The following is a 15299-nucleotide window of genomic DNA, read 5'->3' as shown; positions in this document are numbered from 1 at the left end:
AAAGGAGAAGGGACCATGTCAATCAATGCCCCATTAAATAAAATCAAACTGTTGAACCCAACCTACCCTAATCGTTCAACAGGTATTATTAACGGACAATCTTCTGGTCTATTAAACTGGAATGATATCGCCTACCCACAAATGTATGATCTGTATCAAACATTGCTGTCTAATTTTTGGAAGGCACAAGAAATCAATATGCAAGATGATATTAAACAATGGGATTCATTATCTTCGCACGAAAAGGATATCTTTTTACGGGTCAATACGCAGCTTGCCTCCCTGGATAGCCTTCAAACGCCAACGATGAGTCAAGTTCTAGACTATGTGTCCGATTCAAGCTTCAAGGCCATCTTTGCGGTCATTGCTCAACAGGAGGCCGTTCACAATGAATCGTACTCGTATATATTAAGTTCATTAGTTCCTGTTAGTGAACAAAATGCGCGCTTCAATCAGGCAAAGGATGATCCGATCGTTCAAAAAAGAAATCAGCTTATCTTGGATGCGTATGAAAAATTCCGTTCACATCCATCAGCTCAAAACCTCTATGAACTAGCCATTAACTCAATTATTTTAGAAGGAATCTATTTCTATGCGGGATTTGCCTTTTTCTATAATCTAGCACGTCAGCAAAAAATGCTTAAAACTAGTACGATGATTAGCTATATTCAAAGAGATGAGATGCAGCATGCGTATTTCATTTCTCAGTTTGTTCGTATTATGTTAACGGAAAATCCAGAGCTAAATAATGAGGCAAACATTCAATATGCGTATGATCGCATCAAAGAAGCGGTGGATCTTGAGAAGGAATGGGCGGGAGAAATATTAGCGGAGATCAACGGAATTGACCTAGAGGAGTTCGGACAATATGTGGAGTATTTGGCCAATAAAAGACTTCGACAATTGGGTCTGGATCATCTTTATGGTGATCGTGACAACGTGATGCCATGGATTCAAGTGTTTAGTGACGAAATGATCAATGACACCAAATCAGACTTTTTTGAACAGAAATCCCGTACCTATACAAAGGTGACGCAGTCCAATGGCTTTGACGAATTATAAGGGGAAAATAGCGATTGTTTATTCATCTGTCACGGGGAATACGGAAGAACTTGTTCGTATGGTAGCAGGCTGCTTTCAAACGCGATCTGTATCTACAGACTTGTTTCTAGTAGAAGATTTTCTCCTCGCTAACATCCACGACTATGATGGATTGGTCATTGGAACCTATACGTGGGGCAATGGAGAGATCCCAGAAGAAATGACGCCTTTGTATCAGGAAATAGAACAGCAAAATGTTCGGGAACTTGCCACGGCTGTGGTTGGAACAGGCGATTCCTTTTATCCTTCTTTTTGTGGAGCGGTGGATGAATTTAGGGATATGCTCTATGTGCAGACCTCCTTAGTGGCCACCTTAAAAATAGAATTACAGCCACAGCTTAAGGATTATAGAAAATGTGAAAAATTAGCTGAGTTATTAATAGAAAGAATTCAAAGTCAAACTTATAGTACAGTGTAAAAAGGATTTTTAAATGTTTACTAGATGTACAATTTGGGTATAAAGGAAGGTCTCTTTCATTTATGGCTCAATAACAGATAGGTAGAGGGACTGCATTTGCTGAGGCAGTTCCTTCTTTGTGTGTTTTTTTATAGACAAATGCGAATACAATTATTTACTATTATATGTATATACCTATGGATAAGAATGAAAGTTTTGTTTGAAAATACCATTCTTTGTTAAGATAAAGAGTGAGGGTAATCGGGATTTCCTTATCGATCATATACAATCTTCCTACTCTTTTAGAATGCTTAAAAGAACTCAATCAGTTAGACTATAATCCTGAAATTATTGTAGGAGGGAGAATCACATCCTTGTATCAATTATATAGTTATTGTCCAAGTAACGTTGTCGTGATAGAGGGTTTATACCATCTACGTTCGTGGCTTAAAGAGAACAAGATATGTGAAAGAGTATATGTATATAATTGAAAAATCATTCCAAACCTTCCCGTTTCCATTTTTTGTGGTGGAACAAGATTTTACTATTATAGGAGTTTCAGAAGAGACGCAACTCCAATTTCCTAATGCAAGGAGCTTTCTTGAACTTGTTGATTTAGGAAGTAGGAAGAAAGCGGAACGATTCTTAAAACCAGTATTCGCAAAAACAAAGGTAGAACTGAATTTAGTCAGAAAGGATTTCAATCTTACTTTATTCGATGTGTATACCCAGTGGGAAGATGAAAATCGTTTATATGTGTTTTGTATAGAAAAACAGGAAAGTATTCAGCAAATACAAACCATCATTCGAAAGTTAGAAACTCAACTAGAGAGTGAAAATCTTACGTTGCTTGAGAAACAAGAACAGCTTGAAGCCACCTTAAAAAGGATGGAGCAAGTGGTTATGAAGCATGATAACCTTTCAAGCCTTGGGAATATTGCTTCTATTATAGCCGGAGATTTGAAAAAACCATTAGTAAGTATTCGGGGCTTCCTTCAATTGCTAAAGCCTTATCTAATAGAGACCGGTAAAGACCATTATGCCGATATTGCACTTGAAGAAGTAGATTATGCAAATAATTTAATCTATGAATATGTTAGTTCTACTCGACCAACAGCTCCTAATAAACAGCAAGTAAATATACAAAAGGTATTAATGGAAGTGATTCAAACTTCTCAAAAAGAAGCCTTGAAAATAAATTGTGAAATCAAGTATGTGAAGGAACAAATACTCCCTGTTCAGGAACTAGATCAAAAGCAAATGAAAAAAGTAGTGCTAAATTTGATTCGAAATGCGATGGATGCGATCCAGGCTAGTAAAAACAGAGGGAAAGGGAGCATTATTCTAAGAACAAAACTTAATGAAAATACCATTGAGATCTCTGTAAAAGATAATGGTTCAGGTATGGAAGAGGAAACGATAAAAAGAATTTTCACTCCTTTTTTCACCACAAAAGAAAGAGGAGCAGGAATCGGGCTATCAGTATGTCAAAAAATAGTAGAAAATCATGGTGGAATTATTGAGGTATCGAGTAAACCTGGGGAAGGTACAACCTTCATTGTTGCTCTACCTTTATTATAAATGACTTACGTAAGGGAGAAGAAACAATCTAATAGTATTTACGCTGCATGATTAAAAAATCCTAACTAGTACATTCTTTCGGATTGCAGCAAGTTAATGGAAAAAGGGGTATAGTAAGTTTTGAAAATATCAGACAAAGAGTTGATGGATGCTTATGCTGCAGCATTGAAGTTGGCTTTAGATCATGAATTTATACAGTTGTTAGAGGAAGAGATAGACAAAAGAAATTTAAGACATTTAGTAGAGAACTATTTCATTGAGCAGTGATTGACCTTTGGCCAAATACTATTAGATAGATAAGAAATCTTTAGGAGCAGGTTTGGCAGGTTAAAATAATGAGAAGTAAGGGCGATCCTATATATTTGCAGGAGCAAACCTTTAAGGGAATCCGCTAATTTTCGTTCATAGGGGATAGGGAATTGACAGAAACTTACTTGGAATTATATGCGATGGATAAAGAACTATTGTTTGAGGCATTTACCCATGCGCCATTAGGAATGGTGTTGGTGGGAATAAATGGGAGGATTGTGAAAACAAACTCGTCCTTTTGTCGTTTTACGGGATATTCAAATGAAGAAATGGTTCAATTAGGGCTAAGGTATTTATTATATGAAGAAGACTATGTAACGATAGATTCAAATTATCGAAAGTTACTAGCTGGAGAGAAAGATTCTTTTCAATTAGAAAAGCGGTTTGTACATAAGAATGGTGAAGTAATTTGGGGTTCAATCAGTGCCCACAAGGTGAGTACGTCTCAAGCAGATTATATTATTGGCCAAGTGGTCGATATCACATCTAGTAAACAGATGGAACCAGAAATGGAAAGGCTTAAATCCCAGTTAAATTCTTTTATGGATCATCATTTAGATCCAATTTTGATTTTCGATGAAAAAGGGATTTTAACAAAAGCAAATTCGGCGTTTGAAGAAGAGTTTGGTTGGAATCTTCAGGAATTAATCGGGGTTAAAATGCAAGATGTGAGATTTTTAGCAGATGAAGAAGAGAAGTTAAAGGAAAAGGTCCTTCGTGGAGAATGTGTGGAAGGGTACGAAACATCTATAAAGAAGAAAAATGGAATGGCGATGGATGTAATGCTCACAAGCTTTCCGATTAAAGACCATCAGGGAATCAAAAACGGAATCGCTGTTAGTTTTCGTGATCTAACAGACCGGAAACAAGCAGAAGAACTAATGATTCAGTCGGAAAAACTGTCTATTGCCGGACAATTGTCAGCAGCTATTGCACATGAAATTCGAAATCCTATCACGGCTATCAAAGGCTTTTTAAAGCTCTTACAAAACTCCAATGAAAAACAGCTATATTATGAAATTGTAGAATCAGAAATAGCCCGAATTGAACTGATATTAAGTGAATTATTATCACTTGCAAAGCCACAAAAAAACAATTTTAAAGAGACCGATTTACGCTTAACCTTAAAGCAATGTATTTCACTGTTAGATGCAGAAGCGAATTTGAAAAGTGTTCAGGTAGATTTTAAGCACCAGAGTCATCTACCAAATATTCATTGCGATGAGAACCAAATAAAGCAAGTGTTCATTAATTTTATGAAAAATTCTTTTGATGCCATGCCTGACGGAGGCAATTTACATATTGAAATGGAAAATTGTATGCTCACTTCTAGTATAACCATTCGTTTCAAAGATACTGGCTGTGGAATACCGAAAGAAGTTCTATCCAAGATCGGGCAGCCCTTTTATACAACGAAAGAAACGGGAACGGGCTTAGGGTTTATGGTGAGTAAAAATATTATTGAAGGCCATAGTGGCACCGTACATATCTCAAGTGAAGTAAATGTAGGAACAACCATTGAAGTCGTTTTACCAAGCTTAAGTAACATACAATAACCTCATCCAAAGGTGGATGAGGTTATTATTTTTATCCAGTATAAGCGATGATTCCTTCGTTGTCGTCTAAATGTAGCTTGATAGGAGCATAGGGATCTCTTCCTAAATACTCATCGATCCAGAGGCGTAACGCTTCAATTAAATTTGCAGTGATAAGCACTTGTTTTCGATCATCTACAAACACTTCAGCAGAAAAGCCGTAATCATCGTCATACATAAGCTCTACTTCGACTGCTTCAGGGTTTATTTGCTTTTTTTTAGCGATATAAACACAAATAGCATTAATAATCTCTTGTTCAGAAATAATTAACTTCTCCATGGGTTTGTGTTCTCTTGCTTCTTTTTCTTTTTAAGAGCGGTAAAAACCATGCGAATGATACTAATTAAGGCGATAATAGCAAACACATTTACCATGAATCCAAGGATGGAACCTAAGATTCCCATGTTTGCAAATAGACTACCAAATAATAGACCCGCAAGCCCACCAAGCATAAGCCCCTTCATCAGACCGCCGGAGAAGAACCCCTTATTTGCTGTTGTTGAAGACTTTGTCGTTGTGGAATCTGATTTTTTATTTTGAAAGAATGAATTGTTGTTATTGGTTGTTGTATTTGAATTATTGTTGAAGCTTTTCTTTCCTGATTTATACGATTTTGCTTCCACTGTCGTAGTGGTGTCTTGGAATACAATGTTTCCAACTGGTGAAAAAATGAGTGCTGCCATTAGCAAAGCTGATAGTAACTTTTTCATTCCTTTTGTTTTCCCCCTGTAATGTATATTTCTACTACTCTATTGTATACGAGTGAGAGAAGAAAGGGTTTCATTTTTATAAAAAAAATAGAATGGAAAGTGGTTCCATTCTATGATTAAGAAATTAGGATGCTTTTGTTTCTACTAGATGAGATTGAACAGGCTTCTTTTCGAAAGTTCCGAGTAGCCATCCATTAGCTGTTCCTACTAAAGCAGGAGTAATCCACTCGAGACCAACAGAGGCAAATGGTAATACCTTTGCCACCGATTGTAAAAATCCTAGGTTTACATAAACGAGTGAGAGAAGAACGTCAGGGACAAGTGCTGCCTTTAATGTATATTTGGTTAATTGTTTCTTATCTTTAATTCCCCTTTGCTTAATCGCAGCTTGCTTGATCCTCGCTGCCATCCGGTGCAGCAAGTTGAATATGATCAATTTTTAAAAATGAAAAGTTCATACAATCGGTCCTTTCGGTGTTTGATAGTTTAAGTGTAGGAAGAAAGTGGTAATAAGTACAATATGGAAATATTATGATTGGGGATAAGGGGAGCTTATAGGTTTGGAAGGGGACAGGTTTTGTGGGTGTAATTAAATGATCAGGATCGCAAATAAAATCTGGGAATCAAAAATAATTTCCAGGATCGCAAATAAAATCTGGGAATCGCAAATAAATTTCCAGGATCGCAAATAAAATCTGGGAATCGCAAATAAATCGCCAGAATCACAATCAATCTATTAAAAATCCATTTAAAACCATCGATAATTCGTTGCGAAGGGTCAAAACTCCCCTATAAGTGAAAAAACTCCCGCCACCATGCGGGAGTTCAGTCTATTTCATCTGAAAATACGTATCTAGTACCCTGCGCCCGATGGTTAAGTTCGGAGAGGGACCTGTGTCTCCTGTATACACCCAGGGAACAATGACGGCCATGGCTACCTCCGGGTTACTTGATGGGGCGTAGCTGACTAAGCTAACATTCATCACTTCAGGTGGTGCATTCTTTGGATACTGATCGCGGTCCGGCCCGTCGTAGAAGGATTGAGCGGTACCTGTTTTTCCTGCAGGGCTATAAGGGGCAGAACCGAAAGCTTTAGCTCCTGTTCCGGAGGTCATCACTCGGCGGAAGCCGGTTTGAACTCGTTCGACCCATTCATCCTTCATGCTTACACGATTTAAGATATTTGGTTGGATTTCTTGGTAAACGGGGCCAAGCTTATCACTAGTCGTACTAGGCTCCCGGATTTCTTTTACAATATGCGGCTGAATGCGGTAGCCTCCGTTAGCAATCGTTGCGGCATATTGAGCAAGCTGCATCGTTGTGTACGTATCGTATTGTCCAATAACTAAGTCAAGGGCAAAACCTGGCTTCGTTGAAGGGCCTTTAAAGCCGGTCATTTCATTTGGTAAGTCAATTCCTGTTTTTGCACCTAAGCCAAATTGAGCAAAGGAATCTCTGATTTTTGAAAAAGTATCTGGAGCTAAGCTTAATGGAGCATTTGGTACATACTGTGCTCCTCCAATTTTTATAGCGGTACGGAACATATAGACGTTAGAGGATTGTTCTAGTGCGTATAAGTCATTAATCGTACCCATATTTCTCCAAGATTTTTTCACGGGAGTTCCTTTAATGGCAATTGGTCCGTCATAAAGGGAAGTACCCGGAGAAATTGCACCTGTTTGGTATCCGGTAAGCACGGTTGCTCCCTTCACGGAGGAACCGACATTATAGGAGGTAGTAATGTTGCCAAGTGCAAAGTCCTGGATTTCTAGGTTACCCGTTTCTTCGCTTCTTGCTAAAAGCTTTCCAGCCATTGTTAGGATTTCTCCGGTATTTGGATCCATTAATACAACAAAGGCGCGGTCTAGAAACTTTGTTCCACCAAATCCACGTTTGGTAGCGAGAAGCTCTTCTTCAAGGATTTTTTCAACCGCGAGCTGTAAGTCCATATCTATGGTTAGAATGAGATCCTTGCCGCGCGTACCATCGGATACAGGGACCGTTCCGACGATATTTCCTGATTTGTCCTTTAAATATTTAATTTTGGATTTATTTCCGCGCAGAACATCTTCATATTGATATTCCAAATAGCTTTTTCCGACACGGTCGTTTCTACTATAGCCACGAGAGAGATAGTAATCTAGCTGTTCGGCTGGTATCCCTTCTTCACTAGTAGTGGTTTTTCCTAATATTGTTTTTAAGGTATTTTCGAATGAATACGTTCGCTCCCAGTCCGTAACCGTATCTACCCCAGGTAAAAAGTTGAGATTCTCACTTACCTTTGAGAATTCCTCATCTGTTACCCCAACATTCTTTACGAGATGAGGGGTATACTCGTATCCACTCGCAAATTCACGGTAAATGGCAATGACCTGTATATCTTTCTCTTTTAGAGAGGCTAGATCTTCCGCGGTGATTCTTTCTAGCAAAGTGTCATAATATTTTTTGTTAAATTCTTTTTCACTCTTTGTTGCATCTCTCATGGCCTCTTCTTCAGATTTGGAAATTTTCTCTTTCACCAATAAAGGATTTTTTAGGATCCAATAATCTTTTTTGTCACGATCTCTCACCTTCTTTGTATCCATCTTGATGAGTTGGGAGAGATTTTCTGCTGTTTTTAACATTTCCTCCTGACTGGCTCCCCAGTTTGTGTATGTAATCGCGTTTTGAGCAATATTATTTACGACTATTTTACCGTTTCGATCGTACATTTTTCCGCGTGGAACAGGTTGGCTTACAACGATTTCATTGGTCCTTTCGAGTTCGTCCTTGTAGGCTACTCCCTGAACCATTTGCACAGTGCCTAAGCGCACAATGAGGATAACAAATAAGACAAACACAATAAAAAATAGGAGATTTACTCGTAAGGGAACATGTCTCTTTTTGCTTGCTTTTTTCTTCATGAACTTCACTCCTTAGAAGGGAACAACTCTACTGGTATATATTTCTATTTTTATCATAATCTATGACGTTCTTAATAACAACAAAGTTTCAATTTTTTGACTAATTAACAGGTTACTCACATGTTGTGGATTACTATTGTGAAAATGTTGTTAATAAACTGTATATAACTCAAATAATCCACACTATCCACATTTTATAAACAAAGTTATACACATTATCCACATAATTGAGTTGTAGAAAGAATAACTAAAAAAAATTATTAACAACCTGTCCAAATGCCTCTTTTCTTTCTATATAGAAGGTGAGAGGAGGTGATAGAGATGGCACAGGCGATGATCATGGATACGAAGCTTAAAGTATTGTTTGAAAATGGACTAAATTCAAAAGGAGAAGTAATCATTAAAACGAAGACATTTAGTAATGTGCGTAAGGAGGCTACTGCGGATCAACTTTTTCAAGCGGGTCAAGCATTAGCAAGTCTTTGTTCACTACCAGTAGTGAATATTGAACGAGCTGACAATTTTGAATTGGTAAACGCGTAAGTGGAGTTGAGTGATTAAACATTAGGAGGTGAGTAAATTGGCCAAAACATTGGAATTACAATTCATAACAGAAACAGGTGAAACAACAACCATTAGTATGGAATCTCCAAAAGAACCTGTTGATACGGCTGCTGTGAAGATTGCGATGGATCAAATTGTTGCTTCAAACGCATTTTATAGTGCGAAGGGACAGCTGGTTTCCCCTAAAGGTATCAGAGTTATTGAGAGAAATGTGACACCTTATGAATTAGCATAATAATAGAGAGAGTCGATTGAAATTTGACCGACTCTCTTTTTTTATTGATTACTCTTGCGCTTTTCTTATTACATAACAATTTTACACCAAAGGACTTTGTCTTTAATTCTTACACCAGCTAGTTTTCCGAACGGTATGTCTCGAACGACTTCAATGTCATTAAAGTTAATGGTGAGCTTGTTATCTTCGTACGTGACTCCATCCGCATCTTTTAAGAGTTTCTTTTTCATGGATTCCTTTAGACTAGGCTTTAAGTCGACTACTTCAAACTGTATCCGTCTGCCTTTTGCCATAATAGGTTTCAGTTCAAGTCGAAAGGGAACAGGTACGAGCATCACCTTTGTATTTCCTGTTAAGACGAGATGCTCCCCTTCGAACGAACATTGTAAATTGGAGGTTCCTTCTAATGGCTGAAGATGTAGCAGGCGGTTGACAAGCTCTTCTGACATACGAATAGGTGTGCCAGTTGCAATTTTATCGAGCAGGCTTTCCACCGTCCATGATTGATCTTTTAATTCCCCAAGCTTTCGCTGCATTGTTTCGAGAAACTCATTCATGCGGTCTCCTCCAAGCTGTCATATTTCTAGTTCGAATACATTCATTACATTATATGGACGGTAAAAATAAAAAATGAATAAAGTTGCAAATTGTTACGTTGTTCAATATATTCTTGATTTTTCCATTTTTATCATATATAGTACATTACATCAGTAATGCACTAGCATACCATATGAATATAGGAGGTGAGGAACGTGATCTTAAACTCAAATAGTATGAAGCCAATCTATGTACAAATTGCTGAGTATCTTGAAGGGGAGATATTAAGTGATTCCATTCGACCTGACGAAAAAATTTACTCTCAATATCAGCTGGCGGAAATGTTCAACATTAATCCTGCTACAGCGGCAAAAGGGTTGAATTTGTTAGCGGATGAAGACATTTTGTACAAAAGGAGAGGGCTTGGAATGTTTGTGGCTACAGAGGCAAAGAAGATCATCCTCACAAAACGAACCAACACCAAACTGAAGGAGCTCATTGAAGAAACCGTTAGAGAAGCGCGTCAATTAGGAGTAAGTAAGGAAGAACTAATGAAGATGATTCAAAAGGAGGGGGAGGAGTAATGAATATCGTTGAATGCAAGAACCTGACCAAAACATATGGAAGGAATCAAGCTTTAAGAAATATCTCTTTTTCTCTAGAGGGTGAAAAGATCATAGGGTTGATTGGTCGTAACGGAGCTGGTAAATCCACTCTATTAAAACTAATGGCAGGCTTTCTTGAAAAAACATCTGGGGAGATCAATGTTTTTTCGGAAGAGCCATTTAATAGCTTAAAAGTGTCTGCTAACACCATTTTTATGAGTGATGAAGTTACCTTTAATCCTGCGCTCACTTTAGAAGAAATTCTAAAGGCTGCTGAAAGCTTCTATCCAAATTGGAATCGTGATTTAGCTCATCGGCTATTAGATTATTTTTCTATATCGCAACAGTCCTACCACGCCAGTCTCTCGAAAGGGATGCGAAGCACGTTCAACACGATAATGGGACTGTCAACTAGGGCGCCACTAACCTTATTTGATGAACCAACAACAGGAATGGATGCGGCCGTTCGAAAGGATTTTTACCGAGCTATTTTAAAAGATTATATAGCCTTTCCACGAATGATCATCATATCCAGTCACCTGTTAAATGAAATGGAGGAACTCTTTGAGGAGATTTTGTTAGTAAAAGAAGGGGCCGTTCATCTTCATGAAAGTATGGGGAATTTGAAAGAATATGCGGTTGGTTTTACCGGAAGAACTCCCCTTGTGGAAGTGTTATTAAAAAATGATGAGGTAATTTTTCAGCAAGCCGTTGGGATTGATCAGACCTATGCTGTCGTGAAACGCGGGGGAGAATTAGAGCAGCAAGCAAGGTTGCAAGGGCTTGAGCTGTCACCTGTTTCCGTTAGTGATTTATGTATGTATATAACTAGCAAGTCAAAGGGAGGGATTGATCATGTATTTGACAGAGAGTAATGTTCAAGACGTGATTTTCAAACAGTATCGCTATAAACTGCAGGCTTATTTAGGGGTTTTTACCTCTTTAATGTTTATCCAAGTGCTTGGGGTATTATTTTCGATTAGCGGAACGGGCTCTATGGGAGGTAGTGCCGGTACCTTTAGTTACGATGTAAGAACCTATAGTGGTAGTTTGGTAGCTATTTTTACTTTGATTTGGGCTTTCTCAAACGGGATCTCACTGACCACAAAACAGCATAGATACGATGACTTCAATTTTGTAACGACACGACAGGTAAGCCATTATGCGAATGCATTGTTTCTCATGACAGCAAGTGCGATTGCTGCCATAACAGGGCTATTAACAACTTATGTTTTAAGATTACTGGTTACACAGGTATTGAAAACACCTGCGGTTGCGGTCGATCAGCTATCGGCGTTAGATGTATGTAAGGGATTAGTAGGATTTTTTCTATATATTCTTCTGTTTGCTAGCGTTGGTTATTTTATTGGAATGCTTGCACAAATGAATAAGATCGTTGCATTTTTACTTCCGGTGCTTCTTATTGTTGTTATTACTATCCAAGCGTACTTAGGGGGAGAAGGGGCATTATTAGTCGATATAGGGAGATTTTATGTAATGGAGGCTTCGTTTCTTCTATTTACGGTTAAGAGTGTCATCACTTCCGTATTATTTTTTCTAGGAGCTTGTATGTTAGGAAATCGTTTGGAGGTGGGGGTATGATGTGGGCCATTATTCTATTAATCTTGGTGATAGCTGCAGTCGTTTCGCAACTGTCCAAATCGAAGAAAAAGGCATGGATCGGATTGAAAACCACAAGATTACTACTTCTTGGTTATGTAGGTATGCTGATTCTGCTAGCTGGTGCTTCGTTGATTCTGCCTATGAATAGTGCTTCCATCAACATGCTGTCTGAAGTGGAAGTGGAAAAGAGTATGAAGCTTCAGGATCAAGTGATGAATGAGGCGTTTAGAGGGTCCTTTGAGGAGGAGAATGGATTAGATGTGGTGGAGAAGTGGACATTTCCACTTGCGAGTGACGAGCTTGGAATTACTCCCGTTAATGATTATTACGTTCAAGTGTTTATAGAGAAAAGCCCGGATATGGGGGAAGAAATTCAGATTACTCATTATGCGGGAAAAACCATTGTGAACGGAATGGATCTTACGGAAAAACGAGGCGAAGTTCAATTAGAGATGCAAGGGAATGAACTTGAAATCAAGAATCCCTCTCATGTATCGGTCACATTAGCGGAGATATCAAGTGGTTTCCCATTCCAACAATTCTCCGCAGAAAAGGTTAATTTGTTTCAAAATAGCTCGTACGGCAACATTGGAATGGATGTGTTGTATATAAAAGCTCCTGGAGGGTTGAAAATAGAAGGCGAAGCACTCTATGTCAACTAAACTGTCCACCCCAGGCGTACAAAAGGGACCGAAGTGTCCACGAGCGGTGACAGACACCCTTCGTGGACAAAAAGGGGCATTTTGTCCACGGGCGGCGTCTGTCACCGGAAGGTCTTTCGAATCTGTTGACAGGGGGAGCTTTTTTGTGATATTTAATTAGTGATTAGCACTCTGAGTGGTAGAGTGCTAAAGGGATTACATACATTGATTGATGAGAGGGGATTTTTGAATGGAAAAGAAGCAGTTCCAGGCAGAGTCAAAGAGATTGTTAGACATGATGATTCACTCCATTTACACACACAGAGAAATTTTTCTACGTGAGTTGTTATCAAACGCAAGTGATGCGATTGATAAAATTTATTATCGTGCCTTAACAGACGATAACATCACTTTTGACAAAGACAACTATTTTATAAAGATTGCAGCTGATAAAGAGAGCAGAAAACTAACGATTACCGACACAGGTATTGGTATGACCAAGGAAGAGCTTGAAAACAATCTTGGGGTCATCGCTAAAAGTGGCTCACTGGCCTTTAAATCCGAAAACGAGCTGAAGGATGGTCACGACATTATTGGGCAGTTTGGTGTTGGGTTTTATTCTGCCTTCATGGTGGCAGACGTGGTTACAGTGATCACCAAATCACTAGGAAGCGACACGGCTTATAAGTGGGAGTCGCAAGGTGCGGATGGGTATACCATTGAGCCGTATGAAAAAAGTGAAGTGGGCACGGAAATCATCCTTACCATTAAGCCAAATACAGAAGACGATAACTATGATGAGTTCTTAGAAGAATATCGTCTCAAATCCATTGTTAAAAAATACTCAGACTTCATTCGTTACCCCATTAAAATGGATACTACGAGCAGTCGTTTAAAAGAAGGCAGTGAGTCGGAATACGAAGAGGTTACAGAAGAGCAAACCATTAATAGCATGGTGCCGATCTGGAGAAAGAATAAAAATGAATTAACAACAGAGGATTACGAAAACTTTTACGCGGAAAAACATTACGGCTTTGATAAACCATTAAAGCATATTCATATCAGCGTAGATGGTGCGGTCCGCTACAATGCAGTGTTATATATACCTGAAAAAATTCCATTTGATTACTACACGCAGGAGTATGAAAAAGGCTTAGAGCTTTATTCAAACGGTGTTCTCATCATGAATAAATGTGGAGATCTATTACCGGACTATTTCAGCTTTGTGAAAGGGATGGTTGATTCAGAAGATTTATCTCTTAATATCTCAAGAGAAATGTTACAGCATGATCGCCAATTAAAACTCATTGCGAAAAATATCAAAAACAAAATTAAAGGTCAGCTACAAAGCTTGTTAAAGGATGACCGTGAAAAGTTCGAAGCCTTTTTCCAATCCTTTGGCCGCCAATTAAAGTTTGGTGTTTATAGCGATTTTGGTAGCAATAAAGAGACGCTTCAGGATCTCCTCATGTTCTATTCATCAAAGGAAAAGAAGCTTGTTACGTTAGATGAGTATGTATCAAGAATGCCAGAGGATCAAAAGTATATTTACTATGCATCAGGTGAGTCAGTGGAGCGCATTGAAAAGCTTCCTCAGACCGAACTTGTGGCGGATAAAGGCTATGAAATCCTTTATTTCACAGACGACATTGATGAGTTTGCGATTCGTATGCTGATGAATTATAAGGAAAAAGAATTCAAATCCGTCTCTAGTGGTGATTTAGGAATTGAAGAGCAAGCAGATGAAAAAGAGGCAGCAGAACAAACGGAGAACGCAGAACTGTTTGAATACATGAAATCGGCCCTTGGAGAAAAGGTAAAAGCCGTACGTGTATCCAAGCGTCTAAAATCTCATCCTGTTTGCTTAACAACAGAAGGTGACGTGTCCATTGAGATGGAGAAAGTGCTCCAAGCGATGCCAAATAGCCAAAATGTTAAAGCAGACAAAGTGTTAGAGATCAACGTGAACCACGAAGTATTTGCTTCCTTAAAGGATGCGTTTGCTAATGATAAGGACAAGCTCGCCTTGTTTACAGGGCTTCTTTACAATCAGGCATTGCTCATTGAGGGGTTACCAATCGAAGATCCAGTTGAATTTACAAACGATATTTGCAAAATTATGGTGTAAAGTAGGTAAGGGCACTCAATATTTGAGTGCTCTTTTTTTATTACCCTCAAAAAATTACCTCCAATCACTAAATATATAGAAAAAGGTGGTGATAATGGATGATTTTTCAATTGCCTATTCACTCTTCTGAAAAAGTGACAGATGTATATATGAACAAATTGGATTCAAATGGATTTATTGTGGCCATACCTGAAATACACTGGTCGATCTTTTTGCCGGCAGAGGGGTCGGAGGATAGTCACTTCCAACATATTTTGCAATCATTAATGTTTCAATTATTTGAAGGAAATGCAGAAAGTTTGGCTAGAGACATTGTTAAATTATTAGAAAGGCAGTTCTTTAGAAGATAAAAAATGCCTTTCTAAGAAA

The 15299-nt window shown here is 38.4% G+C and carries 18 protein-coding genes; 13 read left to right on the top strand and 5 right to left on the bottom strand.

Going from position 1 to position 15299, the window contains the following annotated elements:
- The first annotated feature begins 15 nt into the window (after positions 1–15).
- From ACQ5H4_RS16910 to ACQ5H4_RS16890, 5 genes are all read left to right on the top strand, one after another.
- Positions 16–1062: a ribonucleotide-diphosphate reductase subunit beta gene (locus tag ACQ5H4_RS16910; protein WP_430776172.1), complete on the top strand. Its 1047-nt coding sequence runs from the start codon at positions 16–18 to the stop codon at positions 1060–1062.
- Complete coding sequence (locus tag ACQ5H4_RS16905) at positions 1043–1519, top strand: flavodoxin domain-containing protein (protein WP_430776171.1); 477 nt, start codon at positions 1043–1045, stop codon at positions 1517–1519. Before ACQ5H4_RS16910 ends, ACQ5H4_RS16905 begins: the two co-directional genes overlap by 20 nt.
- 444 nt (positions 1520–1963) lie before the next feature.
- A complete protein-coding gene (locus ACQ5H4_RS16900; protein ID WP_430776170.1) occupies positions 1964–3079 on the top strand; it encodes a two-component system sensor histidine kinase NtrB in 1116 nt (371 codons plus the stop codon).
- A gap of 120 nt (positions 3080–3199) precedes the next feature.
- The gene (gene sda, locus ACQ5H4_RS16895; protein WP_430776169.1) at positions 3200–3346 is read left to right on the top strand and encodes a sporulation histidine kinase inhibitor Sda; all 147 of its coding nucleotides are present in this window, start codon (positions 3200–3202) and stop codon (positions 3344–3346) included.
- A gap of 152 nt (positions 3347–3498) precedes the next feature.
- The gene (locus tag ACQ5H4_RS16890) at positions 3499–4944 is read left to right on the top strand and encodes a PAS domain S-box protein (protein ID WP_430776168.1); all 1446 of its coding nucleotides are present in this window, start codon (positions 3499–3501) and stop codon (positions 4942–4944) included.
- Positions 4945–4975: 31 nt separating this feature from the next.
- Here the strand turns inward: ACQ5H4_RS16890 and ACQ5H4_RS16885 are convergent, their stop codons facing one another.
- From ACQ5H4_RS16885 to ACQ5H4_RS16870, 4 genes are all read right to left on the bottom strand, one after another.
- Positions 4976–5263 carry a YxcD family protein gene (locus ACQ5H4_RS16885; protein WP_430776167.1) on the bottom strand — a complete coding sequence of 96 codons (288 nt, stop codon included), beginning with the start codon at positions 5261–5263 and terminating at the stop codon, positions 4976–4978.
- Positions 5251–5694: a hypothetical protein gene (locus ACQ5H4_RS16880; RefSeq protein WP_430776166.1), complete on the bottom strand. Its 444-nt coding sequence runs from the start codon at positions 5692–5694 to the stop codon at positions 5251–5253. The genes ACQ5H4_RS16885 and ACQ5H4_RS16880 overlap by 13 nt, the downstream gene beginning before the upstream one ends.
- Positions 5695–5818: 124 nt before the next feature.
- Positions 5819–6103 (bottom strand): hypothetical protein, encoded by a 285-nt coding sequence (locus tag ACQ5H4_RS16875; RefSeq protein ID WP_430776165.1) that lies wholly within the window; start codon positions 6101–6103, stop codon positions 5819–5821.
- Between the two features lie 421 nt (positions 6104–6524).
- On the bottom strand, positions 6525–8597 hold the full coding sequence (locus tag ACQ5H4_RS16870; RefSeq protein ID WP_430776164.1) for a peptidoglycan D,D-transpeptidase FtsI family protein: 2073 nt from the start codon (positions 8595–8597) through the stop codon (positions 6525–6527).
- A gap of 321 nt (positions 8598–8918) precedes the next feature.
- On the opposite strand from ACQ5H4_RS16870, the gene ACQ5H4_RS16865 reads away from it, so the two are divergent.
- On the top strand, positions 8919–9140 hold the full coding sequence (locus tag ACQ5H4_RS16865) for a DUF1659 domain-containing protein (protein WP_119706637.1): 222 nt from the start codon (positions 8919–8921) through the stop codon (positions 9138–9140).
- Positions 9141–9177: 37 nt separating this feature from the next.
- Entirely contained in the window at positions 9178–9396 is a 219-nt protein-coding gene (locus ACQ5H4_RS16860) for a DUF2922 domain-containing protein (protein ID WP_430776163.1), read from the top strand.
- Positions 9397–9464: 68 nt separating this feature from the next.
- On the opposite strand, the gene ACQ5H4_RS16855 is transcribed toward ACQ5H4_RS16860, so the two are convergent.
- The gene (locus tag ACQ5H4_RS16855; RefSeq protein ID WP_119706639.1) at positions 9465–9953 is read right to left on the bottom strand and encodes a hypothetical protein; all 489 of its coding nucleotides are present in this window, start codon (positions 9951–9953) and stop codon (positions 9465–9467) included.
- Positions 9954–10148: 195 nt separating this feature from the next.
- Here ACQ5H4_RS16855 and ACQ5H4_RS16850 point away from each other — a divergent pair, with 195 nt between their 5' ends.
- The 6 genes from ACQ5H4_RS16850 to ACQ5H4_RS16825 all read left to right on the top strand — a co-directional run bounded on the left by ACQ5H4_RS16850 (position 10149) and on the right by ACQ5H4_RS16825 (position 15280).
- Positions 10149–10517, top strand: coding sequence for a GntR family transcriptional regulator (locus ACQ5H4_RS16850; protein ID WP_430776162.1), 369 nt, complete (start codon positions 10149–10151; stop codon positions 10515–10517).
- Entirely contained in the window at positions 10517–11413 is an 897-nt protein-coding gene (locus ACQ5H4_RS16845; RefSeq protein ID WP_430776161.1) for an ATP-binding cassette domain-containing protein, read from the top strand. Before ACQ5H4_RS16850 ends, ACQ5H4_RS16845 begins: the two co-directional genes overlap by 1 nt.
- A complete protein-coding gene (locus tag ACQ5H4_RS16840; RefSeq protein ID WP_430776160.1) occupies positions 11394–12140 on the top strand; it encodes a hypothetical protein in 747 nt (248 codons plus the stop codon). The genes ACQ5H4_RS16845 and ACQ5H4_RS16840 overlap by 20 nt, the downstream gene beginning before the upstream one ends.
- Positions 12137–12823, top strand: coding sequence for a hypothetical protein (locus ACQ5H4_RS16835; protein ID WP_430776159.1), 687 nt, complete (start codon positions 12137–12139; stop codon positions 12821–12823). Before ACQ5H4_RS16840 ends, ACQ5H4_RS16835 begins: the two co-directional genes overlap by 4 nt.
- A gap of 229 nt (positions 12824–13052) precedes the next feature.
- On the top strand, positions 13053–14930 hold the full coding sequence (gene htpG, locus ACQ5H4_RS16830; protein ID WP_430776158.1) for a molecular chaperone HtpG: 1878 nt from the start codon (positions 13053–13055) through the stop codon (positions 14928–14930).
- A gap of 98 nt (positions 14931–15028) precedes the next feature.
- On the top strand, positions 15029–15280 hold the full coding sequence (locus ACQ5H4_RS16825; RefSeq protein WP_430776157.1) for a YueH family protein: 252 nt from the start codon (positions 15029–15031) through the stop codon (positions 15278–15280).
- The last annotated feature ends 19 nt before the right edge of the window (positions 15281–15299 follow it).

The organism is Bacillus coreaensis, from assembly GCF_050586445.1.
GTDB lineage: Bacteria > Bacillota > Bacilli > Bacillales > Cytobacillaceae > Robertmurraya_A > Robertmurraya_A coreaensis.
Note: the sequence above shows the minus strand (reverse complement) of the source record. Positions and strands in the feature narration are given on the sequence as shown.

Bases quoted from the DNA above. Each gene is read 5' to 3' on its own strand.
- ACQ5H4_RS16910 (WP_430776172.1), top strand. From the start codon at position 16: ATGTCAATCAATGCCCCATTAAATAAAATCAAACTGTTGAACCCAACC.
- ACQ5H4_RS16905 (WP_430776171.1), top strand. From the start codon at position 1,043: ATGGCTTTGACGAATTATAAGGGGAAAATAGCGATTGTTTATTCATCT.
- ACQ5H4_RS16885 (WP_430776167.1), bottom strand. From the start codon at position 5,263: ATGGAGAAGTTAATTATTTCTGAACAAGAGATTATTAATGCTATTTGT.
- ACQ5H4_RS16880 (WP_430776166.1), bottom strand. From the start codon at position 5,694: ATGAAAAAGTTACTATCAGCTTTGCTAATGGCAGCACTCATTTTTTCA.
- ACQ5H4_RS16875 (WP_430776165.1), bottom strand. From the start codon at position 6,103: ATGGCAGCGAGGATCAAGCAAGCTGCGATTAAGCAAAGGGGAATTAAA.
- ACQ5H4_RS16870 (WP_430776164.1), bottom strand. From the start codon at position 8,597: ATGAAGAAAAAAGCAAGCAAAAAGAGACATGTTCCCTTACGAGTAAAT.
- ACQ5H4_RS16865 (WP_119706637.1), top strand. From the start codon at position 8,919: ATGGCACAGGCGATGATCATGGATACGAAGCTTAAAGTATTGTTTGAA.
- ACQ5H4_RS16855 (WP_119706639.1), bottom strand. From the start codon at position 9,953: ATGAATGAGTTTCTCGAAACAATGCAGCGAAAGCTTGGGGAATTAAAA.
- ACQ5H4_RS16845 (WP_430776161.1), top strand. From the start codon at position 10,517: ATGAATATCGTTGAATGCAAGAACCTGACCAAAACATATGGAAGGAAT.
- ACQ5H4_RS16840 (WP_430776160.1), top strand. From the start codon at position 11,394: ATGTATTTGACAGAGAGTAATGTTCAAGACGTGATTTTCAAACAGTAT.
- ACQ5H4_RS16835 (WP_430776159.1), top strand. From the start codon at position 12,137: ATGATGTGGGCCATTATTCTATTAATCTTGGTGATAGCTGCAGTCGTT.
- htpG (WP_430776158.1), top strand. From the start codon at position 13,053: ATGGAAAAGAAGCAGTTCCAGGCAGAGTCAAAGAGATTGTTAGACATG.
- ACQ5H4_RS16825 (WP_430776157.1), top strand. From the start codon at position 15,029: ATGATTTTTCAATTGCCTATTCACTCTTCTGAAAAAGTGACAGATGTA.